Here is a 24,818-nt window from a genome sequence, read left to right as displayed (position 1 = left end):
CCAATCAAAGAACCAACACCCGTAATAGAGATAGAAAACATTCCAAATGAAATCATGACAATAATTGATGAACTCTCAATGGATTTTTCACCCCAAGAAGTTTATGAATTAACAAAAATCCACTGTAAAACATCCAAGATTAAGTATGATGAAAAACAATTAAAATCATTTATCGATAATAAAAATAACTTAAAATCAGATATTAAAAAATCTGATTCATCTGATCTTTTATTTTTAAATGAGGCATCATAATGGCATCAGGCATATTAAGTGAAGGAGTGTTAATCATAGCATCTGTAATTGTAGCAGGAATAATTACTGGAATTGTAATTAGCAAAGTAGGAACTTTTGAAAGCACCATAACGGCTACCACTGAGGCTCAAAAAGATAAATTATTAAATAAATTTGAAATCATTCACGTAAATAAAATTAATAGTACATCTGTTGATATTTGGGTAAAAAATACCGGTTTGTCGCCAATACAAAATTTGAATTTAATGGATCTATATTTTGGACAAATCAATTCAGTACAAATGATCGGATATAATGACACTTCTACCCCAAGATGGGTTTTTGGAGATGGTACAACAACAAATTCCGATTGGGCTCAAGGCAACACAATTAAAATCACTCTTCAGGATAGCTCATCTTTAACTCCATCTACCTCATATCTAATTCAAATTATCTTATCTAATGGGGTAACAGATGATCATATTTTCTCCGTAAGTTAGTGGTTAATCATGGGACTCAGTGTTGCAATTAGTGGGGGAATTATCATGTTTGGGATAATCTATTTGATGTTTTCATTGGGGGGATTAACTGATAAAATAATGTCTGTTTCTGATTCATCTATGCAAAGAACTGATTTAGAAAACAAATTAGTAAAAACATCAATTATCATAAATTCAATTTCAGCTATCCCTTTAACTCCAAATGTTAGCTTTGTAATTGAAAATAATAATATTGAAAAATTATGGGAATTTGAAAAATTCAATGTATTTATCACATATACTGATACAATAGGCAGTGCAGTACATACTGATGAATTAACATATGTCAATACATGTCCTGCAGTTACAGGTCAATGGTGTCTATCTACATTTGGAAATGATGTAATTGATCCAAAAATTCTAAATTATGGTGAAACTGTTACTATTGATTCTGTAGTCAATAATGCTATTAAACTCAGTACAAATTTAACAGTAATTATCTCAACACAAAATGGAGTTGTTGCAACAAAAACTATTGTTACTGCCTAATTCTGTTCAAAAAAACCAAACATTTTCTTAAATAAAAAATTTTCATACTTATGTTGTTTCAAACATGAGGTGTAATTGTGGTATTTACTATTCCTACGGGTAACGAAGAATTTGACAGACAATTTGGTGGAGGCATCCCTACACCATCCTTAGTCTTTATAGAGGGTGAACATGGTACTGGCAAAAGTGCCATTGCTGCTCAAATAATGAATGGTTATCTCACAACCAAAACTAAAAAGAATGTAAAACTGTTGTGTATAATTGAAAATACAGTTACACAGTATATCCAAAAGATGAAATCACTTACGTTTAATTTTTCAAAACCGTTTGTAAGAAATCAACTGATATTTGTTCCAATATTTATTAAAAATGCCAAATGGTCTGAAAATAATTCAGAAAAAATATTACCTGCCATTCAAGAATTCATAAATCAGAAATTAACTTTAGTTGACGGAATAATTATTGACTCCATTTCACCAATGGTAATTAATTCTAATAATCAGTCCATAATGAGTTTCTTATCTTTTTGTAAACAAGTAGTTTCTAAAGGAAAAACAATTATCATTACGAGTCATTCATCTGATTTTTCAAAGACTGCTAACACTGCACTTATTGGGGCTTCAGATGTTTATCTTAAACTAGGAACGGTTATTGTTGGAAGTAGAGAAGTAAAGACTTTAAAAATTATAAAATTATTAGGTGCTAAAGATACTCCTGAATCTGGATTTGCATTTGAGGTTGATCTGATCTTTGGAATTAAGATTGTTCCAGTATCGATGGCTAACGCTTAGGTGAGAAAATGGGATTTAACATATCTTCAATTAATGACAAAAACTTTGTAGCAAAGTTACAAGAAAAACCATACTTGTTAAAATATGTGGAGGCATATCAGACTAAAGGAAATCCGCTTCCACTATTTTCAGATGAATTAAAAGCAGAACACAAAAAGTTGAAAGAACCTAATCTAATTTACACTGTTGCAGAAGACACATTTGTACATATCAATCCAAATACTAGTGCAGACGATGGCTATCACGAATATGTCACTATAGAACCAGAAGAACCTGATAGGACATTAATGGCATACGCAGATCGTGTATTTGCTGCAAAAGCAGGAGGTTTAGATCCACCAGCCGAAATAACAGAGCGATTTAACATGGTGAATAATTATCTAAATGACACTCTAGTATCTTCTCCTACTCCGGTAGATTATTCAAAATTAGGAGATCCCTTTAAAATTAAAAAACTCCCAGTATATTCAAAAGAGTTAGTCAATTTAAAATACCATTTTCTTCAAAAGAGAGCAGGTACTGGTCTCTTAGAGCCATTTCTTAATGATCCAAATCTGGAAGATATTTCAATTATTGGAGCAGGAAACATGTACATCATCCATAAAGCTTTTGGAACATTAAAGGTCCCTGTTTTTCTTAGTGTTGATGCAATTGATGAATTAATTGTTAGCCTTTCAGAACAATTTGGAAAAACTGTATCTCATGCAAAACCTGTAGTAGATGCTACATTGCCTGATGGTTCCAGAATTAACATTGTGTTTGGTAAGGACATCAGTAGAAAAGGAACAAACGCAACAATAAGAAAATTTGCCAGTACCCCATTATCTATAATACAAGTGCTTTCATCAGGTGTGTTAAACTTCACTGAAGCAGCATACCTTTGGATGATGTTAGAAGCTGGAATGAGTCTTTTTGTAAATGGAGAAACAGCGTCAGGAAAAACAACAACTTTGATGGGATTAACTGCTTTTATTCCATCCAACTGGAAAGTAGTGACGATAGAAGATACTCCAGAGTTAACACTACCTCATAATAACTGGATTACTGAAGCCACAAGAGATACTGGAAATAAAGCATCTAGTGTTACCATGGATGATTTGCTAAAAGCAGCATTAAGACAGAGACCAAATTATATACTTGTAGGAGAAATTAGAGGTGCAGAAGGAAACGTTGCATTTTCTGCCATGCAGACAGGTCACCCAGTTATGGCAACATTTCACGCAGCAGGTATGGTTCCACTCATCCAAAGATTGTCAAACGCTCCAATCAATATTCCAAAGACATACATGGAAAATCTAAACTTGGCATTGTTTCAAGCAGCAGTTCTGAATCCGGAAGGAAAGAGAGTACGTAGGGTTTTATCAATTAATGAAATCATTGGAATTTCAAATGATGGAAACGTAATGTTTATTCCTGTTTTTGATTGGGATGCTGGAACTGATACAGTTAGATTCAAAGGAAAAGGAAGTAGTGCCCTTTTCATCTCAAAGGTTTTAGAACGAAGAGGAATGAAGAGAAAAGATGAAGCCTTACTTTATGATGAATTGGCTTTACGTGCAAAAATATTAGAAAGAATGCTAGAGAAAAAAATTTTTAATTATTATGATGTGTTTAACGCAATCTCTCATTGTAGGGAAATTGGTCTAGAACAATATTACAAGGAGCTCGCAATGCATTGATTTCAAATGTAATACCTGACATCAAAGGTCTTTTAGCAACAGGAGGAAAAATTGATGAGAATTTTGTGTATTTCATGGCATATTTGTATAGTATAGCAACGGGTGAAATTGGAGCAGTGGATTTATTCAAAACAGCAAAAGATTCCAAATATGGAAAATACTCTGCTGCATTCAAGGACACATATAGATTAGGAATAGGGTGGTCATATGGACTTGCAACAGCGTGTGAGATGATGGGAAAAATTGTCTCAAATAGAAAAGATGATCCCATGAAATTACTTTTGGTAAAACTTTCACAGGTAGTTAGATTAGGTGATGATCTTAAAGCATTTTTCAGAGATGAACTAAAAAATTCGATTTTAACATACTCTATCAAATACGAGGCAAATCTTGAAACTCAAAAATTATTTTCAGAAATGTTTTACACGTTAATGTCCACAGCAGCATTTATGATCTCTGCAAATTCTATTATGAGCATGTTAATGGGATTCGGAGATTCTGGTCAGATTCTTATAATTTCAATGATGGGTACTGGTTCAGGAATGGCTGTTTTTGTTGCTATGATGTATTTTATGTTCCCTAGGGATAAACTAGCACATATCAACCCAGTGATTGAAAAACAATTTCGAATGAAAATATATCTTGTAATTGGTGCAAGTGTAGGAATATCCGCAGTTTTAATAATTACAGGTATTGTACCTCCTGTTTTAGCTGTTGGTTTGGGAGGAATCCCACTACTTTATCCTGGTATTTTAGCCAAAAAAGCAGAATCCAAAATTACTAGTTATACTGAGTGGTATCCGACATTTATTCTTCATTTCTGTCAACTATTTGCCACGGTTGGGTCCATGGGACAAGCACTGCAGGCAGTTATGCGAAGTAATTTCGGAACAATTCAAATCTTTATTGATTCATTTAAAAACAGAATTAAAAATAGAATTGATCAAATAATTGGCTTTGAATTATTTTCAATAGAGACTGAAAACCATTTAATTGCAAGTGGAAATTCAATTATCTCCGCTGGAATTTACAAAGGTGCTGATATGAATATAGTTGGAAACGTTGTATCAGATCTAACAAAAAAAATTAACGAGTTAAGAGGTAAACGTATTCAAAATGCATCAACATTTCAACTAGTTGTAATAATATTACACGTACTTTCTCTTTCAGTCTTTGGATTAATGAATAAACTAACTGATTTATTCAACGGAATATCTGGCGGAGATCTTTCAAATGTGGCATTTGAATTAACTCCAATCGATCCTGGTTTAATGAGTGCCATGATGCCTGTTTTAGTAATCATGACTTCTGTGATCAGTGGATTTGCAATAAAAATAGTGAAAGGTGGACTATACAAAACAGTATTTTTCTATATTGGGTTATTACTTGTAATTGGAGGGGTATCTATGTATGTAATAAGTTCATTCATGTCTGAATTTTTGGAGCAGATAATATTTACAGCCCCATTACCAGGGATAATTCCTGGTGTTTAATTTAGTCTGTAAATGACAAAATATTATTTTAGAATATGCTCAATGAGAATTTTTTAATAAAATAAATTAATTATCATTTCTTTGAAATTATATTGATGGGTAATTCTTCCATACTATTGATCTTTGTTCTTTATGAACAAACAAATCATTATCTTTAAAATTCAATTGTATGATGTTATGACGATACAAACTACAAATATAATCGATAAAAAAATTAATATAAAAAAGAATGATGTTATTTCACAACTTGAAAATTTTACGGGTGAAAAGCTAACAACCAAGATACAAAGATCACTAGGAGAAACTGTATTAATGTCTGAACAACTAACTGATACAGTTGCTGAATTAGAAAATGCAACAAAAAGCCAAACAAGCGGGATTGAAGAAGTATCTCAATCCATCCAATCAATTGCAATGGCAATTCAAGGGGTAGCGTCTAATGCAATTAAAACTATGGAGATGATGAAACAATCAGAGCAAATTACCAGAACTATTGGAAGTGATGCCGAAAAAGGAATGAGTAAGATGAATAGTATGAAGTCCATAGTATCAGAATCCTCAAACGATGTTAAAAAACTTGCAAAGGAATTATCAAAAGTTGACAATATGACAGAATTTATTACTCAAATTGCAGAGCAAACTAATCTTTTAGCACTAAATGCAGCTATTGAAGCTGCACGTGCAGGGGATGTAGGTAGAGGCTTTGCTGTAGTTGCAGAAGAAGTAAGGCGATTAGCAGAAAATTCAAAAAAAGGCGCTGAAGAAATTTCTGATATAATTAGTTCACTGAAAGAATCTTCAGATAAAACAACAATAAGTATTGAAAAAGGTAACATTGTAGTACAAGATGCATATGATGTAATTACAAATATTCTTAATTCCATAAAGGGGATTACAACATCCATAACAGAAGTTGTTTCTCAGATGCAAGAAATTTCAGCTGCAACAGAGCAAGTATCAAGTGGCACTGAAGAAGCTACTGCAGCGAGTGAAGAAATACTGTCTGTTGCTCAAACAAATTTAAAAAGTTTTGAAGATATAGTTAATGCCAAAGATAAAGAGACACAAAATCTACAAAATACAAATAAAAATATAAAAACTCTAACCGATATAGTTGATTCATTAGATTCATCCACCATGATATCAATTTTAGATATAGATGGAATTATTAATTATTCTAACAAATCCTTTTTAGATTATACGAAATTTCCATTAGAGGAAATTCATGGTGAAAGATATCAAATTATAAAATCTGAATGGCATGATGAAACTGTTCATGAATTACTTTGGAAGACAATTAACAATGGGAATTTATTTCAAGGGTATTTGAGAAACAGAGCAAAAGATGGTAGCATATTCTGGGTAAAAACATCCATTACTCCAAAATTTGATGAAAATAATACCCTTCAAGGATACATCCGTGTGGATACCCCAATTACAGAATTAATGATACTTACAGGTATTGAAGAAGCATGTCTAAACATGGAAAAAGGTAAGCCTGTAAAACCTCACCTCAAAAAAATCGTTGAACAATTAAAAACAGGTGATATTCAATGTATGTCGGCAAATACATACTGAATAAATTATAATAATTTGCATATTACAAAGTTGATTAAATTTGATTTTTCTATTTTATTTTGTTCATATAATACAAACTAATGATTAATTCCTTTTTTTGTATTTGAAATTTAATGTCAACAGAAATTATAATAAACGATGTTCTCCAAGTTGTATCTTTTACAGTTGCAGAAAAATCAAAAAAGAAAGGGAATTACTGCATTTCAATTGATCAAGTAAAAGAAATTAGAATTGTTGATACCGTTACAAAAATTCCAAAATCTAAATCTTATGTTAAAGGATTGATGAATTTAAGAGGTAAAATAATACCTGTGATAGATGTTAATAGTAAATTGGGTCTTGGTGAAACAATTATTTCAGCAAATTCAAAACAGAGAATTTTAGTAACAGATGTAAACAATACCTTGACCGGTTTATTAGTAGATGAAGTAAATGATGTAATAAAAATTTCGTCTAAAGATATAGATGATGTTCCATCCAATATGTTTGCAGATAATAATTTCTTTAAAGGAATTGTAAAAATTCATGATAATATAATTATGATATTAGATATTGAAAAATTTCTAAATCATTCTAATTATACTGATAATCATAATGATTCATCAAATCATATAGGGCATAATTTAAAAAATTTCAAAGACACATGTGAAATAAATGGCATTACTCCAGAAATTGATGAATTGATAAAACAGGAAATTAATAAATAATATTTTTTAATAACCAATTTATTAATTCATTACCACTTTGGAAATCATTTTAGGCTCTTTTAACCAATTATCTTAAGTTTAGATTAATGTTAATTTGTTTAGTGTTTCAACAATATCGAACAGATCTTAATTCAATGTGGGATGAAATTGATCTTAAACCAAAACAATCCAGAAAAAAAGGTCAAACATGGGCACGTGGATATTTGGAAGGTCTAATTGTAGAATTAATAGAATTGAAAATCAAAGCAAAAAATGAAAATAATCTTGTTTTATACAATCAATTACAGAATTCCTTAATACGAGCTCATGAAGTTCAAAATGAATTAAATGAAAAATTAAAAAGTACATAATTTAGTGTGTTCTTCATAAACACACATCTGATTATTATTACTTTTTAGCTAAAAAAAATATGGATTATTATGATATTAATGAATATTGTTTTAAAAATTTTAAACAGGGATTTCAATGTTAGAACAAAAATTGAAACCCATCAAAGTTTGTATAATTAATGATTCTAATTTAATGAGAAAATATCTAAGTGATTTAGTCACTTCTGATGAAATAGAAGTGATATTTACAGCCATTGATGGTGAAGATGCTATTTCAAAAATAAATTTGAAAAAACCTGATGTTATTTTATTAGATTTAGAAATGCCAAAAATGGATGGATTAACATTTATAGAAAAAATGATTAAAAGTGAAGTTTTACTTCCTATAATCGTTGTAAGTAGTTTCTCTCAAAAAGGGACAAAAATTGTTTTAGATGCATTAGAAAACGGTGCAGTAGATTTTGTAACAATCCAATCAAACACAAATGAAGATAATAATTTAAAAGAAATACTTGTCAGTAAAATAAAAATCGCGTATAAATCTGACCCTTATCAATTAATTCAAGAAAACATCTGTTTGTTAAAACCAAATCCAAAAAAAAATCAAACTTCAAATACATCTGAAAGATTGGTTGTCATAGGTTCATCAACAGGTGGTCCAAGTACTCTTCAAAAGATTCTCAATGATTTACCTAGAGATTTACCTGCAGGTATTTTATTAGTTCAGCATATGCCAAAAAATTTTACTAAACAATTTGCATTAAGATTATCGGAAAATTCTGGATTTAAAGTAAAAGAAGCAGAGGAAGGAGACCTAATAAAAGATGGAGAGATACTTGTGGCTCCAGGGGATTTTCATATGATTGTTCAACCAAATAAAAAAATTCATCTTGATTGCAGTGATAAAAGATTTGGTGTTAGACCTTCAGTGAATATGACAATGATTTCTGCTTCAGAAGTTTATGGAACTAATCTTGTAGGTATAATTCTGACAGGTATGGGACATGATGGAGGATTTGGAATGAAAACTATCAAAAAAAGAGGGGGTCGTACAATTGTTCAAAACAAAGAAACATGTGTAATATTTGGAATGCCAAAAGAAGTAATTGATCTTAAATCTGCAGATTTTGTTTTACCATTAAACAAAATTGCTTTAAAAATATCTGAGGAGATACAAAATCTTGTCAGATAATAATTATAGAGAGATGTATGTATCTGAATCTCTTGAACATGTTACAATAATTAATCAAACACTTTTAAAATTAGCTGAAAAACCTAACGAAAAATCATATTTGGATCAAATTTTTCGTTCAGCACATACTGTTAAAGGAATGGCATCAACTATGGGGTATTCAGATACCGTTGAACTATGTAAAAATATTGAAAACGTGTTTGACAATCTTAGAAATGGGCTTGAAAAACTCACTCCTCATATAACGGATATTCTATTTACATTTGTTAATCTTTTACAACAGATGATCACTGATGAAAAATTCAGAGTCGACCTTGAACCCTATCTAAAAAAACTTAAAAATCCTGGAGATGAAATTCAATATCTTTTTGCACATAAAAATACATCTAGTATATCTCCAACAATTCGTGTAAAAATGACAGATCTTGATACACTAGTTAATTCAGTAGGAGAATTGATGATTTCTAAAATGAGGCTTAAACAAACTATTGATGATAAAAATTATGAAGAATCAAAACAAATCCTATATGATATTGATCATTTAATTACCGATTTACAACACAGATCAATGCAAATACGATTAGTTCCAGTTAATCAAATTTTTAACAGATTTAGTCTAACTGTACGGGATATTTCTAAGCGTTTAGGGAAGGAAATTCATTTAGAAATGGATGATTCTGGTATTAATCTAGATCGAAGTATATTGGATTCGATAACTGAACCTCTTTTACATATTCTAAGGAATTGTGCTGACCATGGGATTGAATCTGCTGAAGAAAGAAAAAAACATAAAAAATCAGAAAAAGGAAACATTTCCTTAACTGCCTCTAGAAAAGGAGAACATATCCTAATTACTGTAAAAGATGATGGTAAAGGAATAGATGAAGAAAAAGTAAAGCAAAAAGCTATAGAAAAAAAAATAATTACACAAGATGAAGCAAATAAACTAAATCATCAGGAAGCAATTCAGTTAATTGGAGCTCCTGGTCTTTCAACATCTGAAGAAATAACAGATATCTCTGGTCGTGGTGTCGGTATGGATGTTGTAATTTCTCAAGTTGAAACAGTAGGAGGGTCAGTGAAAATTTATAGTGAAAAAAATGTAGGCACTACAATAATTCTATCAATACCTATGAACATATCGATCATTAAAGGATTAATTATTATTGTATCAAACCAACAATTCGTATTACCAATATCCAATATTCTAACTACCATAAAAATTAAATCAAATGATGTTTTTTCATTACATGGAAATAAAGTAATTAATTTTGAAAATCAAATAATTCCATTAATAGAATTGGATAAATTATTATGCATAGATAAAAAAGAACCCAATAAAGATTCAGTTACAATAATCATAATTGAAAACAATGAAAAAAAATATGGTTTAATCATTGATAAATTTGAACGAAATCAAGATGTAGTAATTAAAAAATTAGATGATAATACATACTCTGGTCTGTTTTCAAATGCAACAATACTTCCCGATGGAAAGGTTTCTTTAGTTTTAGAACCTTCATTACTAATTCATTAGGTGATTTCATGAGTTTACGGTATTCTGAAATAAAAAAATTAAAAGGAACTATTGATGATTATATTACTGAAAAAACATGTCATGCACTATCACTCTTACTAAATGAACCAATCAAACATAAATTATCTATGTTTGAAAATAATCCTAATTCGATAAATTTTCATTTACCTTCAAATGAAATTCAAATGTGTTCTGTAAGATTAAACGGTAAGGGAGATCTACATATTGAATTACTATATTCAACAAAATTACACCATGCAATAAAAATTGCCTCAAAACTATTGGGAACTGAAGTTAATGAAATTGATGAAATGGGAACTTCTGCTTTACAAGAGGTGGCAAATATTTTGACAGGCTCATTTTTCAATGCATTATCCGAAAACACAGGCTTTCGTATCGATTTATCCACACCAAAATTCAAAGAAGGGGGTATTCAAAAATTACTTTTAGAACCTACAAAGGACGTCATCAACATCACCGATGATGTAGTGATAACAGAAGTTCTTCTTAAAGGAACTCAAACTGGAATTGAAATTCATATGTTAATAATACAACATACGGAGCACGCAAGAAAATTAATTTGTTCACAAATTAAAGATACCATTGTTTGTAAATATGTTGATTCATCCAATGTAAATAAGATAGGAGAGAGAAATTTAGAAATTGATGCTTTATTAGATGAAATGAAAATAAAAGATAAAGATTCCAAGACAAACACAAACATAAAACTAAAAAAAGATGAGGAAGCAAAATAATGTTTTCTAATACTACTATTGAAAATGATCAAATTTTAATCCCCATGGCAGGGTTAGGTATTGGAATCAATGAAATTAGATTACGAACATTTGTTGGATCATGCGTAGCAATTTGTCTTTATGATAAATCAAAAAAAATATGCGGCATGGCACATGTAATGTTGCCAAAAAACAATACTGGAAAGTCTACATTTGGTACAAAATTTGAAGGAAAGTATGCAGATGAAGCAATTAACACCATAATAAAAAAAATGAAAGAGATTCACCCAGATATTATTCTACAGGCAAAAATCGTAGGAGGTGCAAAGATATTTGATTGTATTGACAATAACTCTACATTAAATATTGGAAAAAGAAATGTCTCTGCAATTCGTTTAATTTTAAAAGAAAAAAAATTCCTTTGGTCTCCGAACATCTGAGTATATCAAATGGATGTTGGGCTACATTTGATTGTAATTCACAAGAATTTTTTGTAAAGGAAAATAATGGTGAAAAAATAATATGATGGACTCAGGAAAAATACAAAAAATGGAGTCAGTCATATCATTGATGAAGAAAAAAACAGGCATAAATATACAAAATTTTAAACTTACTTTTTTAGAGAGGCGGATTAATCATAGAATGTGTGATTTAGGAATTTTAGATTTTGACAAATATGTTGATTTACTTTCAACGAGTGTTAATGAATCTGAAAATCTTTATAATTCATTTTCCATAAATGTAACGAAATTTTTTAGAGATCCATCTGTTTGGAAGACTTTTGAACATCAAATACTCCCTAATTTTTATAATGACTCTAATTTTTCCTCAATTGATTTATGGAGTTGCGGAAGTGCAACTGGTGAAGAGGTTTATAGTATTTCTATTTTACTTGATAAACATCTAAAGAAAAAACATATGAAATACAATATTATTGGAACTGATATAAACGAAAAAGCTATACTAACTGCCAAACAAGGAATATATAAAAAAGAAAAGATATCAAATATAAATTCTCAAGAATTACAAACATATTTTGATGTGTTACCTGATGAACGTTATAAAATAAAATCTGAGTTTAAAAAAAATATCCAATTGGAAAGGCTAGATCTATTACAAACAACTGGAAAATATTTTGACATAATTTTTTGTAGAAATGTGTTGATATATTATGATAGACGAGCTCATGAAATATTATTTAAAAAGTTTTTTAGTTTATTAAAAAAAGGTGGTATTTTAATTCTTGGTCAAGATGAATCAATGATTGGAACTAACGGGAAAAATTATTTTAATTTATTATACCCCAGAGAACGCATATATCAAAAAAAGGAATTCTAATTATTTTTTATAATTAGTCTCATATCCATGTTTTTTGTCTGTATAAATTAAACACGCTTGAGGATATTAACAATTTAATCATATGTTCATTATGAAATTTATTTTAAAAAAATCATTAAAAATTTCAAAAGTTGGACGAGGTTAAAATGTCAGAGGGGGTAAAAATTCTAATTGTAGATGATGCATCATTTATGAGAACTGTTCTAAAAGACATTTTAAAATCTAATGGACTTTGTAGCGATACTATAGAAGCCGCAGATGGTGTAGAAGCGGTTCGACAATACATTCAACATAAACCAGATTTAGTTACAATGGATGTGAATATGCCAAATGCAGATGGATTACAAGCATTAAAAGGCATTATGAAAATTAATCCTCACGCAAGAGTGATAATGGTGACTTCGGTTGAACAAAAACATATTGTTCAAGACGCTATGAAGTTCGGTGCTCGTGATTATATCATAAAACCTTTTGATAGATCAAATGTCGGTCTAATTCTCAATAAAGCATTAAGAACAAAATAGGCTTAAAATTAGAATTCATTTCCAAATTGGAATGATAATTCCAGGCATAATTCCACCCTTTCTATAGTCTTTACAGTCGTAATAAAATCATAATGTATAGAAATAATATTGTATATGGGTTAATTGGAATTGTATTTATTTTAATATCTGGTACCATGGAAACCGCATATGCCGTTCAAGACAATGTTGTTGTTGGAAATTATCCAAGGGGGATAGGGATAGATTCACAATTAAATAATCTATATGTTGCAAATTATGATTCAGGAACTATTAGCGTAATTGATTCAAAAAACATGATACTAAAAAATACCATCATAATAAATGAAAAAAATTCCCACCCTACAAAATTAACTGTAGATACTAAACATCACCTAGTTTTTGTTTCAGATAAAATATCTGGAAAATTAACAGTAATAGATGGATTAAGTAATAAAATGCTTGATTCTAAAAAAATCGGTCAGTCACTTTGGGATTTACAAATTAATTCTAATAATGGAAAAATCTACGTATCCGATTTAGCCTCAAACAATATTATTATTGTTGATTCTTACACTATGGAAATAATTACATCCATTCCTCTTAAGACTGGTCCATGGTCGATAACAATTGATCATAAAACGAACAACGTATATGTTGCAAGTGGCGATTCTGAAATTATTTATGTTGTAGATGGAACCAAAGATACTATAATTGACTCAATAAATCCAGGAGTTAAACCATGGGGGATTTCAATTAATGAAAATACTGACATTTTATATGTATCAAGTTGGGACGCAAATAAAATTACTATGATAGATATTAAAAACAATAAAATAATTTACGAAATTTTAATTCATTCAGGTGCATGGTTAATGGATACTAATCAAAACAACGGAATAACAATCATTTCAAATGAACATACTAATGAACTCTATTTAATCAGTAATGATTATACACAATACAAATCAATTTCATTAATGGATTCTCCACAGTCTATCGTCATGGATCCTCAATCAAATACAGTTTTTACGGCAAATCCATTATCAAATTCTGTGACCTCGATTACATATGATGATGGAAATTTAAAAAATACATCACTTACAGGGGATCTGAATACAAATTCCCTAGATGATAACATGATTTTAGAAGTATTAAATGGAATATTGAAAATTCCAAGCAATCATGATGTAGATGATGATTTGATTTCAGGTCTATTAAAAAATGTAGGAATAACTGGAGAGTTTGATGGAAATGAAATTGCCAGTCTGTTAATTGGAGATTATAATAAAAAAATCGAAATGCAGCCAAAAACTGTACAAGTTCCTGGTTGGACTACAGAGCTTGCATCAATGTTCGGAAATACCGATGATTATCAAATCCCAGATAAAATAAACTGTGATGATACATCATTTTCATCAATACGAGATATTGATAATGTAAATGCCTATGATATATGGATTAAAATACTACCAATTTGTGCATTATCTTAATCATCAGTCTGTTTTCTTATTGATGTGTATAGAGTACCAATAATTCCAATGGCAAGAACAATAGCTAAACAAATTGTTGACAAGTAAACAAAAGGAGGAATTGATTTTATCATATATGCATATTCTGATTGATACAAAGCACTTGTAGCAATTCCAGCAAAAATCAATGAACCAGTAATTGCATTACCAAAGATATTTGTTCCAAACAGATGAAGCCATGACAGCATTGTAGATATTTTGGTAAACTTTCGTTCAAGATTAGCTTCAATATGATTATAAAATAAGCCGGTAATTGCCAACCCTGCAGTTAATCCTATTTGTAAAATATACCCAAAAAAGAAGATTCCCAAATTATCAGTAAATGCAAACTCAAACATATTTTCAATATTGCCATTAAAAACTAGAATCTGATTTAAGAACAAAGCTATTGTCAAACCTGTAAGAATAGCCCCCTGTATCATTGAAGATATGATAAATCGTTTTCCAAATTTACCTGGTTTTATTTCATCAGAGATTTCAAGAAATTCACGTTTAGATATTTTTTGCTCCAAGTTTACATAATCATTGAATTTTTCTAATAAATGAGCCTCCTCTTTTGAATTATAGTCCATTTCATCATAATTATCATGATTGGAAAATATCATATTTTGATAGAGGATGTTTTGATAATATGATATAATGTGTAACAATTGAACGAACTGTATTAAAAGAAAAAAGAGAATAAAAAATGTTTGAATTGAACAAACAATTCATGATAAAGCAGCCAGGATTATTAAAAATATGACAAAAAGAATTCTAATTGCAGAAGACAACAAATTCACCTCAATGCAATATGCTAAATTACTTGAAAGCAATGATCATTTAGTTGAAATAGCAACAGATGGGGATGAATGTATTAAAAAATATACTCAAACATTAACCGATAACTCAAACGAGAATAAATTTGACGTTATAATCTTAGATCATTCAATGCCAAAAAGAAGTGGTGCAGACGTTGCAATAGACATATTGTCATTAAACCCAAACCAAAAAATAATTCTTGCATCAGCAACTGCAATTTCAGCTGAAAGAACATATTCAAAACTGAAAAATAAAATCACGTTTCTTCAAAAACCTTTTGAACTTTCAAAAATTTTAGAAGTGGTATAGTTTGAATTATCTATTAGTACAGTAGTTCAATTATGTTTGATGGTCTTTTCTAAATTCTCTGTATTTGATGCATTTTGATTATATTCAAATGTAATTAAGGGTAGAGTTATTTCAAACATTGGATAGTTATTGTTGTTATAAGCTGAAATTTTGCCTTTATGTGCATCAATTATTTTTTTTGAAATATACAATCCAAGTCCAAACCCAGAAATTTTATTAATATCCATAGTGACTACCTCATTGAACATTTTAGGTAAAACTTCAGTAGGAATTTCAGGACCTGTATCGCTAAAAAATAATTTTAATGTTTTTTGATCTTTTAATAGATGAGTGTGAATACTTATTTCTCCAACCTCTGTAAATTTTATACAATTATCTAAAATATTTCTAAAAACTTGTTTTATCCGAGTCTTATCCAAATTTAGCATTACATCTACATCCAATTTTATTTTAATTGGAACTTTTCTTTCAGGATTGAAATTTTCAGAGTCTACAACTTCTTGAATTATGTTGTTTATACTACACTTTTCTAAATGTAATTCTAATTCGTTGTTTTCAATTTTTGTAAGATCTAATACGTTATTTGCAATATTTTCAAGATGAAAAGCAATACTGGATATACCTTCCAGAGCCTCCTGTTTTGAGATAATTTCAGTTTTAGCTAGTTCTACAAAGCCAAAAATCGGTTGGAGTGGACCCTTTAATTCATGTGAAGCAATAGAGATGAATTCTTTTCTTTTTAAATCCATTTCTTTTAGTTTCTTATTTAGTTGATTCAAATTTTCTGTCTGATTTTTTATCTCTAATTTTAAATTTACATTAGTTTGATTTAGGAAAAATACAAGCATTGTTGTAATAATTCCTAGCAATACAATCATTATTATTTGAAAAATTTGAAAACTGTCTACAATATACCCAATTGATAGCATTGAAGAATCAGGAATAGTTCTCAAAGTCTGGTTTATAGTATCTATTTTTTCAAATAATTCTGATTGCTGATATTTTATGTTATCATATTCTCTTAGAAAATCTTGTTGTTTACCCTCATAATAATAATTTAATGCCAAGGATACGCTATTCTCATAATTCATATGTAATTCATAAAATGAGTCAAAATTCCTTTGTAATTCAGACGATTTACTTACAGGTAGAAAATCTCCAGTTTTTTGATTGTTTACTACAAGATTATTGAAATCTTTTAATTCCTTTTTTATTTCTGTGTTGTAAATCCAAAAATTACCTATTTCATTATAGTTTTTTTCAATTATTAATCTTTCAAATATGCTTGCCTGTTTATCATAACTATATTTAATATTTTCAAAATTAGATATGGTTTGATCATATTCTATATGATAATTAAAATTCTGATTAATTTCATCCATTGTTTTTATAGTATAAATCGAAACAATTCCAAGTAGTAGTATTATCATTGATATGCATATGCCAATTCTAAATTGAGCGTGACTTGTAATTTGTAACAATATTTTTTTATGAGATAATCTAACTTGAATTACTGGTTGTTTATTTTCAACAAACAATCTTGTTTGTTTAAATGATTCACCCAATTTCTTTTGATTAAGAAAAAAAGTAAATCACTATGCCAAGAGTAATAGTAGTTGATGATGATTTTGATACAGCTGAAGTTTTTTCTGAATTCCTCATGTTGCATGACATCGATGTAGTTGGTAAGGCCTATAACGGGTTTGAAGGAATTAAATTGTTTGAAGAACTACGTCCAGACATAGTATTTTCAGATATTTGGATGCCTAAATATGATGGATTTTATTTATTAAATAATCTAAAAGCATCTCATCCAGAATTAAAAATTGTCATGATTACGGCAGATCTTTCTCAGGAAACATATACTAAATTAAAAGAATCTAAAGCAGATGCATTAATCTTTAAGCCATTTAGAATAAATCAGATTATGGAAACAATTGATAAAATATCTAAAAATGATTCAGAGACAGTCACAATGGTTAATAAACAACATATTGGATATTAATTTACTATGAAAATCTTAATTGTTGAAGATGAAATAGATTTACTTGAAGAGTATCAGACATTTTTAGAATCCCACAAACATACTGTAGTTCTGGCTACGGATGGTGAATCTGCACTGAAGACTTTTTTTTCAAAAATGCAGTCTGGAACAAATACATCTTATTTTGATATAGTTATTTTGGATTATCAATTACCTGGAAAAAACGGTATGGATGTAGCTTCTGAAATATTATCTAAATGTCCTGATCAGAGAATATTATTTGCATCTGCATATGTAGAAGATACACTAAAAGAATCAATTAAAACTTTAAAACAAATTGTTGAACTTCTTCAAAAACCATTCAGTTTACAAACTATGTTGAATATTATTGAAGATACGTCTACCTACACCGAATTAGAAAAACTGAATGTGGATATAAAAAATCTTAAAAATATTGAGCCCACACATGCACAAATAACAACTTATTTAGATATTATGAAAAAATTACACAGTAAATCGAAATAGACTGAACACACACATGTGTATTGTTTGAATTGATCAAACATCATTTTTTAAATTTAAAAAACTAAATTAATTATGCAATTAACCTCTCAAAATAAGAGCGAAAACCCAATTCCAATTTTTAGAAAAATTTTAATTCCATTTGATGATTCAAAACTTTCTGAAAAAGCATTTTGGTATGCAGTTAATCTGGATATGAATCATAAAACAGAGATTTTGATTCTTTCAGTATTTCACAGTGATCAATTACCTAGCTCTTTTCTAGATTATAATGCACATCAAACAGTCATAGAAAAAGAAAAGTTGTTGAATGTAAAGTTAAAACATAATGAGCTTAAAAAAGTTGCAGAAAAATATAACATAGCATGTAATTCCTACATGACAATATCTTCTTCAATATCAGAATCCATAATATCTTATATTTACTCCACACGTTCAGATTTAGTGATAATGGGAACTAGAGGTAATAGTGCTAGTACTGGTAGAAAACTGATGCTTGGAAGTGTATCTCTTGAAATATCTCAACATTCCCCTGTTCCTGTTCTGTTAGTCAAATAAACCATCTACAAACATTGTATTATCTATATAGTGGATAATTCACAATTTTCTCTAAATCATGTATGTGTGAAAACAACACACATGTAGTAATAATATATTCAATTGAAAATAATTTGTTTGTATAAGAATCTGGAAAAAACTTCAAATGATCTAGTTGTGATAAAAAATAACCTCTTTTTAGAATTTGAAAAACCAATTAATGTAAACACTATAGACAATACAAAAAAATCAAAAAATAGTACAATTATCAGTAGGATAAATAATTCAATTGACGAGGTAATTAATGAAATTGTTTTGGATTTGATTAATACAAATTCGTTTCTTTTAGGCTCAAAAAATATTCCAGAAATTGTAAAAGCATGTGAAAAATTTTTCCATGATTCATGTTTTGGGACTTTTGAATATGTTCAAAAAACAGGAATGAGTATTTTCAAAGTTGAGCATACTGCAGGCATTAATGGAACACTTTTTCTAAAGAAATTTTTTGAAAAAATATTTGAAGTTGTATTAAGCGGGTTTTCTTTTTACGTTATATCTAATGAAAATCATGTTTGTGTAATGTTTAGATAATAATTAAAACTTCATTGATAGTTGTTCCTTAATTGAAGGTATTTTATCTGTTATATGTATACCATGAATTTCTTTCTTTTTAATTGTTCCAATTAGAGTTACATCACGTGGCAATAAGAAATCAATTGACCAATCTACAAAGACTTTAATTTTTTTACCAAACGTTGGAATTTTTGACAGATAATAGAATCTCCAAATTGACCAAGCCATTATCCCACTAATGTCATGTCCTGATATGGTAGCAATCCCCATTCTATTTCCAATTATTGCCATAATTCCCATACTGTTAAATGAAAATTTCTTTAATTGATTCTTACTGTCAAATGAGATCTTGAGATTTTCAGCAATTATTTTTCCTTCTCTGATTGCATGTTGTGCAGTAGATGGATAGATACTATTTGTTGAAATATCAGGTATCCATGCACAATCACCCAATGCAAATACATTATCTCTGTTTTTAATTTTTAAAGTCTCATCAACTTTAACTCTACCGTTATCTCCATGTTCACATTTTAATTCAGAAATCACTTTTTTCATAGTTATACCGCCAGTCCAAATCAATGTTGCACATGATATTTTTTCACCGTTATTCAAAAGAACAAATTCTTCTCCTGCATCCGTTGCTCTTGAGTTTTTCAATACTGTAATACCCTCTTTCTCCAAAAATCTTAAAGCGGTATTTGCCAGTTCTTCATTAATTTCGGGTAAAATTCTATCTTTTGATGAAATTAATATCACATTGACATTTTTTGGATTAATACTTTTATAAAATTTTGAAATTGACTGTCTAACAAAATGATTAATCTCACTTATTGTCTCTACACCTGCAAATCCACCCCCCACAACAACAAATGTCAATAGGTTTTTTTGTAATTCATAATTTCCTGTTTGAGCAGCGTGTTCAAGCATCAAAATTATGTGGTTTTTAACTGCGATTGCATCCTCAATACTTTTCATTGAAAATGAATGTTTTTTCAAATTTTCATTTTTAAAATAATTACTTTTACCACCCAACGATAATACAAGATAATCATATTCCAGAGTATGGAGTTTATTATCAAATGATCTTTGAATTGTCACTAATTGTTGATCTAGATCAATAGATTCAACATTAGCTTGTAAAAATTTTGCTTTTTTACAAAAATATCTGATAGGCGTAGAAATGTTACTTGCATGAATTAATCCTGAAACTACTTGAGGCAGCATTGGTGTAAAAAGAAAAAAATTATCATTAGAGATTATTGTTATTTCTACCGGATCATTTGCAAATTTTTTTTCAATGTTTTGTAATGTTGTAATTCCTCCAAACCCTCCCCCCAAAATTAAAATTTTTTTAATTGATGTTGAGATACATTTGTGTGCAGTTATATGGTGTGCATAATATTCTAATTCTGAAGAAAATACCAGATTGCAGTTATTACAATTGATTTTTGACATGTTAAATTAAAAATAAACCTATTATAAACAATCTGTTTGTTTAAATTCTACAAAAATTGACTTGTGATAAATTTATTTTACATTTAATTGTTAATTTAAAAAATACATACAGCGAATTATAGCATAGTTGTTGATCATATGAATATGAGAGCATATTTTTTAGTAATCACCGTTATTCTTGGGATATTTTTACTTATATCACCTAGCATTTCATCAAGTCATGCAACACATAATTCTATTGACAATAAGGAAGCAAGAAAACAAGCTCAGGGTGAATCAGAAAAAATTAATTCAGAAAAAAGTGAAAAGATAAATAAAATAAAAGAAACATTTCTTAATTTTAGAGATGCGTTTAACTCTTGGAAGGTAATAAAAGAAACCTGGAAATCTATTAAAAATTCTGGAGATGAAAATACTAAATTGCAGACAAAAAAATTATTAGATGAAGCAAAGATACTCAAAGATAAAACATGGCAAGAATATATTGATGCAAGAAATACAGATTAATGATTAATGTTTTTTAAAAAATATCTTTTACTAATACCTAAAAATACACTAAATTCTATGCATTCAATTATCATAACTTGCCAGAAATACATTACCCATCCTCCCATCAAATGATCAGTAACGGCCAAGACTACTGAAAAAACTTTAAAGTCTTGAACTGACAAAATTGGCAATGCAGTAATTGCACCAATTTGTTGATTTGGAGTAATTTGAGATGTAATTTTATGAATTGCATCATAATTCAAATTAGAATCTACTAAGATTCCTTGTTTGTGTAATTCCTCAATTACCTGCTGTTTTAAATCATAATAATCATGATTGCCTGAGTGTATGCTAAATATTGTAAAAAGCCCAACTGATAAAAATAATATCGTCTGAGAATAGACGATCAATTTTTTTTTACCCTGATGAGTTTTTGTAATCTGTCTTATGAACATCCGCCCAAACACTCCAATTTTTTCTTTTTTTGCAAGAAATAAGATAATTCCAAATACTAAGGTAATCAAACCAAGGGAGGCAATCCATCCATCAGCAAATATCTCCCTAGATAGTATTCGTAAAGGAATTAAAATAGCAATTAATGATACAGCAACTATTAAAAATTCAAGTTTAGATGCAAAAGTTTTATTTTTATTTGATAAAGTCATGACATAAAGAATAATCAGTATTATGATTTACGTGGTTTTGAATGGGCTTTTATCATGTGTATTTGTGTTCTGTGAGATTCAGAAAATTCCATATTGCAAATTTTGCACACCAAACCTATAGTTTGTGATTTTTTTCTGAATAGGCTCATAATCTTGAGTTAAATTTTCTTAATATAACTAATAGTCTGTTTAAATCATACAGTCCAATTTTTGATAATGTTATAATTTTAAACTAATACTCAAGGAGCAAACATCGATGGGAGTAATTTCCTATATTTCTCATATTCAGATTTTGTTTCCCAACCATCTTCAGAGTTTTTAGAATTTTTCAAAGTGTTAATTTGTTGATTAATTTCGTTGAGTTCTTGTACCATGGAATTTTTTTGAATTGTAATGTCTTCCTTTCCAATGTATGAATCTATAGCAGTCATGTATTTCTCATATTTTATCTTATAATCTAGTAATTTCAAGAAATATTCTTCTGCAAGTATCTTTCCAGTTGAATAATCATAACTAGCTTGATTGTAACTTGTGCTTAATCTTACTCCATTATTTTGAATTCTTTCACTTGCAGAAAGATCAGGAATTTCTTTTTCTTTTTCGATATCTCTATCAGTAATATCCATGATATTTCCTAATGAGTTTTCTTTAGTTTCATCATGAGATGCCTGCTTAACAAACTCATATCCTATATCCACAATAGAAGATTTACTCATATCAGTGTCAGTAGTATGAGCATTACTTTGAAAATCATACATATACAAAACAAATAATGGAATTCCAATCAATGCTACTAATATAGTCCATTTAAACATGAGATACTCAAGATAATAATTTGCCAATATTGATTATAAGAAGAAGTTAATGAAAAACGAAAAACAGGAGTATATTAGCAAAAACATCTGTTTCTATTTACTATTATGCAGAGATGTGAAAAATCATTTAAACATATTATACAGATTCTATTTTTTTAGGTATGATTTGACCATAAAATTTAGAGTTTTTTCGTTCACGTAATGCATCCGCTATCACTTTTAGCAAATTTATCCTATTCATTGGTTTTGGAACAAAGCTAAAAGCTCCACGCTTCATCATATCATTTATGAGATTTTGATCATCATCATATGCGGTTGTCATAATGACTTTAGTAGCTGGATCATCTTTGACTATAGCTTCCAACACGGTTAATCCATCAATTCCAGGCATTTTCCAATCTAATAGTATTACATCTGGTTTATACTTCAAAAATAATTGTAATCCTTCCACTCCAGTCGAAGCCTGAAATATATTTACAAATTTTATGTCTTCTCGGATAGAATATTTGGCAAATTCTCTAAACGCCTTTGAATCATCAATGATTAGAATTATAGGATATTGTCTGCCCATTAGTAAATTAGATATTTGCATAATTTATCAAATTGTTTGATTATGTTAAACATTCATGTTACTTTACAGATAAATGAAAATATAGAGAGTGTCTGTCTAACTTAAACACTCAGAAATCTAAATCGTGCTTATTATTCCATAAAGTATGCGAAAGTACCTCTACAGAAAGGATTTTGATGAAAAAGATGCAGATCCATCAAATGCACCACGTAGAACAATATTCTTCCATCCACATAAATCAAGTTTAGGAGAATCTTCAGTTCAACAACAAAAAGACGATATAGGAAAAAAATCAAATTCCATATCAATTGATGATCTAAATAATGAAACCCAAAAAAATTCAAAAATTAACGATGTAATAACCAAAAAATTATTTCAGGATTCATTTTCAGCAATAGAGGCATTTAATGATAGAAAAATGGAATTAATATACAAACAATTAGAAGATGAAAAAAAATTATCTGAGGAACTAAATGAAAAACTACATGAGAATTTATCGAAAATTGCAAAGGCAGAATCAGAATTGGTAAAAAAGAAAAACAATTTAGAATTAGAATTAAAAGAAAAAACTAAGAAACTAGTTGAATCAGAACGACTTTCAGCAATAGGTGAGCTTTCTTCTCGTGTTTCACATGATTTGAAAAATCCTTTAACCGTTATCAAAGGCACTGTGGGAATATTAAAGCTAAGAAAAGGAATGCCAATTGATGATTTTGTTATGAAAAGATTAGAATTGATGGAAGCATCAATTTTCAGAATGACTCATCAAATTGATGGGGTGTTAGATTATGTCCAACATACACCACTGGATAAAAAAGATGAATCCCTAAAACAAATCATTGAAAATTCATTACAATTACAAAAAATTCCAGAAAACATAAGGGTGATACTTCCAAAAAAGGATAGCATATACAATTGTGATCGTGTTAAAATGGAGGTTGTTATGGGTAATTTACTTTTAAATTCTATTCAGGCTATAGGATTAGAAAAAGGGCAGATATTAATTGAAATTGTTGAAACGCCTATTGCAATAACTATCACAATACAAGATTCAGGAAGTGGTGTACCAAATGAACATCTTCAAAAAATATTTGACCCATTATTTACTACAAAACAAGAGGGAACTGGATTAGGATTATCCAGTGTACAAAGTATTATAGACCAGCATGGAGGAATAATTGATTTAAAAAATAATCCAACAACTGTTACAATCACACTTCCCAAAAGATCATCGTAGATCAGATCAAAGATAGATATTTGTTAAATTTGATCAAATGACCAAAAAGGCCAATTTTAGATTTCAGTTATTTAAAAAAATAATTCTGCATAATATTTAAAAACAAGGTAACCTCTTGTTTTTCGACATTAATGGTTAAAAAAATGACAAAAGAATCAAAAGGCAAGGCAACACCAAAAGGCAAGGCAACA

At 29.2% G+C, this 24,818-nt stretch carries 29 protein-coding genes; 23 read left to right on the top strand and 6 right to left on the bottom strand.

The window, feature by feature from the left end; genetic code table 11:
• From BG20_RS12405 to BG20_RS06105, 16 genes are all read left to right on the top strand, one after another.
• Positions 1-252 (top strand): hypothetical protein (locus BG20_RS12405; RefSeq protein ID WP_010192321.1); only part of this gene is annotated, 252 nt, incomplete at its 5' end.
• The gene (locus tag BG20_RS06175) at positions 252-731 is read left to right on the top strand and encodes a flagellin (RefSeq protein ID WP_010192319.1); all 480 of its coding nucleotides are present in this window, start codon (positions 252-254) and stop codon (positions 729-731) included. The genes BG20_RS12405 and BG20_RS06175, both read left to right, overlap by 1 nt.
• 9 nt (positions 732-740) lie before the next feature.
• The gene (locus BG20_RS06170; RefSeq protein ID WP_010192317.1) at positions 741-1,259 is read left to right on the top strand and encodes a hypothetical protein; all 519 of its coding nucleotides are present in this window, start codon (positions 741-743) and stop codon (positions 1,257-1,259) included.
• Positions 1,260-1,336: 77 nt separating this feature from the next.
• Positions 1,337-2,050 (top strand): ATPase domain-containing protein, encoded by a 714-nt coding sequence (locus BG20_RS06165; RefSeq protein ID WP_010192315.1) that lies wholly within the window; start codon positions 1,337-1,339, stop codon positions 2,048-2,050.
• Positions 2,051-2,058: 8 nt separating this feature from the next.
• Positions 2,059-3,729 (top strand): type II/IV secretion system ATPase subunit, encoded by a 1,671-nt coding sequence (locus BG20_RS06160; protein ID WP_010192312.1) that lies wholly within the window; start codon positions 2,059-2,061, stop codon positions 3,727-3,729.
• The gene (locus BG20_RS06155; RefSeq protein ID WP_010192309.1) at positions 3,726-5,222 is read left to right on the top strand and encodes a flagellar assembly protein J; all 1,497 of its coding nucleotides are present in this window, start codon (positions 3,726-3,728) and stop codon (positions 5,220-5,222) included. Before BG20_RS06160 ends, BG20_RS06155 begins: the two co-directional genes overlap by 4 nt.
• A gap of 312 nt (positions 5,223-5,534) precedes the next feature.
• On the top strand, positions 5,535-6,800 hold the full coding sequence (locus tag BG20_RS06150; RefSeq protein WP_238527535.1) for a methyl-accepting chemotaxis protein: 1,266 nt from the start codon (positions 5,535-5,537) through the stop codon (positions 6,798-6,800).
• Positions 6,801-6,913: 113 nt separating this feature from the next.
• Positions 6,914-7,507, top strand: a complete 594-nt coding sequence (locus BG20_RS06145) for a chemotaxis protein CheW (protein ID WP_010192296.1) — start codon at positions 6,914-6,916, stop codon at positions 7,505-7,507.
• Between the two features lie 86 nt (positions 7,508-7,593).
• Positions 7,594-7,857, top strand: coding sequence for a hypothetical protein (locus BG20_RS06140; RefSeq protein WP_048097107.1), 264 nt, complete (start codon positions 7,594-7,596; stop codon positions 7,855-7,857).
• A gap of 115 nt (positions 7,858-7,972) precedes the next feature.
• Positions 7,973-9,028, top strand: coding sequence for a protein-glutamate methylesterase/protein-glutamine glutaminase (locus tag BG20_RS06135; protein WP_010192292.1), 1,056 nt, complete (start codon positions 7,973-7,975; stop codon positions 9,026-9,028).
• Complete coding sequence (locus BG20_RS06130) at positions 9,018-10,565, top strand: chemotaxis protein CheA (RefSeq protein ID WP_010192290.1); 1,548 nt, start codon at positions 9,018-9,020, stop codon at positions 10,563-10,565. The genes BG20_RS06135 and BG20_RS06130 overlap by 11 nt, the downstream gene beginning before the upstream one ends.
• 8 nt (positions 10,566-10,573) lie before the next feature.
• Positions 10,574-11,320, top strand: coding sequence for a chemotaxis protein CheC (locus BG20_RS06125; protein WP_010192288.1), 747 nt, complete (start codon positions 10,574-10,576; stop codon positions 11,318-11,320).
• Positions 11,320-11,739, top strand: coding sequence for a chemotaxis protein CheD (locus BG20_RS06120; protein ID WP_010192286.1), 420 nt, complete (start codon positions 11,320-11,322; stop codon positions 11,737-11,739). The genes BG20_RS06125 and BG20_RS06120 overlap by 1 nt, the downstream gene beginning before the upstream one ends.
• 85 nt (positions 11,740-11,824) lie before the next feature.
• Positions 11,825-12,637 (top strand): CheR family methyltransferase, encoded by an 813-nt coding sequence (locus tag BG20_RS06115; RefSeq protein ID WP_238527534.1) that lies wholly within the window; start codon positions 11,825-11,827, stop codon positions 12,635-12,637.
• 146 nt (positions 12,638-12,783) lie between these two features.
• Positions 12,784-13,161, top strand: coding sequence for a response regulator (locus BG20_RS06110; protein ID WP_007401614.1), 378 nt, complete (start codon positions 12,784-12,786; stop codon positions 13,159-13,161).
• 92 nt (positions 13,162-13,253) lie between these two features.
• Entirely contained in the window at positions 13,254-14,630 is a 1,377-nt protein-coding gene (locus BG20_RS06105; protein WP_010192278.1) for a YncE family protein, read from the top strand.
• Here BG20_RS06105 and BG20_RS06100 read toward each other — a convergent pair.
• The gene (locus BG20_RS06100) at positions 14,627-15,274 is read right to left on the bottom strand and encodes a hypothetical protein (protein WP_010192276.1); all 648 of its coding nucleotides are present in this window, start codon (positions 15,272-15,274) and stop codon (positions 14,627-14,629) included. The two genes, BG20_RS06105 and BG20_RS06100, sit on opposite strands and share 4 nt — an antisense overlap.
• 136 nt (positions 15,275-15,410) lie before the next feature.
• On the opposite strand from BG20_RS06100, the gene BG20_RS06095 reads away from it, so the two are divergent.
• Entirely contained in the window at positions 15,411-15,779 is a 369-nt protein-coding gene (locus tag BG20_RS06095) for a response regulator (RefSeq protein ID WP_010192275.1), read from the top strand.
• 26 nt (positions 15,780-15,805) lie between these two features.
• On the opposite strand, the gene BG20_RS06090 is transcribed toward BG20_RS06095, so the two are convergent.
• A complete protein-coding gene (locus BG20_RS06090; RefSeq protein ID WP_010192273.1) occupies positions 15,806-17,344 on the bottom strand; it encodes a sensor histidine kinase in 1,539 nt (512 codons plus the stop codon).
• Positions 17,345-17,376: 32 nt separating this feature from the next.
• Here BG20_RS06090 and BG20_RS06085 point away from each other — a divergent pair, with 32 nt between their 5' ends.
• From BG20_RS06085 to BG20_RS06070, 4 genes are all read left to right on the top strand, one after another.
• Positions 17,377-17,784, top strand: a complete 408-nt coding sequence (locus BG20_RS06085; RefSeq protein ID WP_010192271.1) for a response regulator — start codon at positions 17,377-17,379, stop codon at positions 17,782-17,784.
• A 6-nt stretch (positions 17,785-17,790) separates the two neighbouring features.
• A complete protein-coding gene (locus BG20_RS06080; RefSeq protein WP_010192268.1) occupies positions 17,791-18,288 on the top strand; it encodes a response regulator in 498 nt (165 codons plus the stop codon).
• A 72-nt stretch (positions 18,289-18,360) separates the two neighbouring features.
• Positions 18,361-18,843 carry a universal stress protein gene (locus BG20_RS06075; RefSeq protein WP_010192266.1) on the top strand — a complete coding sequence of 161 codons (483 nt, stop codon included), beginning with the start codon at positions 18,361-18,363 and terminating at the stop codon, positions 18,841-18,843.
• 117 nt (positions 18,844-18,960) lie between these two features.
• On the top strand, positions 18,961-19,413 hold the full coding sequence (locus BG20_RS06070; protein ID WP_010192264.1) for a hypothetical protein: 453 nt from the start codon (positions 18,961-18,963) through the stop codon (positions 19,411-19,413).
• A 3-nt stretch (positions 19,414-19,416) separates the two neighbouring features.
• On the opposite strand, the gene BG20_RS06065 is transcribed toward BG20_RS06070, so the two are convergent.
• Positions 19,417-20,850 (bottom strand): NAD(P)/FAD-dependent oxidoreductase, encoded by a 1,434-nt coding sequence (locus BG20_RS06065; RefSeq protein ID WP_010192263.1) that lies wholly within the window; start codon positions 20,848-20,850, stop codon positions 19,417-19,419.
• A gap of 144 nt (positions 20,851-20,994) precedes the next feature.
• On the opposite strand from BG20_RS06065, the gene BG20_RS06060 reads away from it, so the two are divergent.
• Positions 20,995-21,357, top strand: a complete 363-nt coding sequence (locus tag BG20_RS06060; protein WP_010192261.1) for a hypothetical protein — start codon at positions 20,995-20,997, stop codon at positions 21,355-21,357.
• On the opposite strand, the gene BG20_RS06055 is transcribed toward BG20_RS06060, so the two are convergent.
• From BG20_RS06055 to BG20_RS06045, 3 genes are all read right to left on the bottom strand, one after another.
• Positions 21,354-22,004: a hypothetical protein gene (locus BG20_RS06055; RefSeq protein WP_010192259.1), complete on the bottom strand. Its 651-nt coding sequence runs from the start codon at positions 22,002-22,004 to the stop codon at positions 21,354-21,356. The two genes, BG20_RS06060 and BG20_RS06055, sit on opposite strands and share 4 nt — an antisense overlap.
• Before the next feature lie 239 nt (positions 22,005-22,243).
• Positions 22,244-22,819: a hypothetical protein gene (locus tag BG20_RS06050; protein WP_010192257.1), complete on the bottom strand. Its 576-nt coding sequence runs from the start codon at positions 22,817-22,819 to the stop codon at positions 22,244-22,246.
• A 136-nt stretch (positions 22,820-22,955) separates the two neighbouring features.
• Complete coding sequence (locus BG20_RS06045; protein WP_048097108.1) at positions 22,956-23,390, bottom strand: response regulator transcription factor; 435 nt, start codon at positions 23,388-23,390, stop codon at positions 22,956-22,958.
• A 145-nt stretch (positions 23,391-23,535) separates the two neighbouring features.
• Here BG20_RS06045 and BG20_RS06040 point away from each other — a divergent pair, with 145 nt between their 5' ends.
• Positions 23,536-24,627 (top strand): sensor histidine kinase, encoded by a 1,092-nt coding sequence (locus BG20_RS06040; protein WP_010192253.1) that lies wholly within the window; start codon positions 23,536-23,538, stop codon positions 24,625-24,627.
• The last annotated feature ends 191 nt before the right edge of the window (positions 24,628-24,818 follow it).

This window comes from Candidatus Nitrosarchaeum limnium BG20, assembly GCF_000241145.1.
Lineage (GTDB): Archaea > Thermoproteota > Nitrososphaeria > Nitrososphaerales > Nitrosopumilaceae > Nitrosarchaeum > Nitrosarchaeum limnae.
This window is presented reverse-complemented; position numbering and strand designations above follow the sequence as displayed.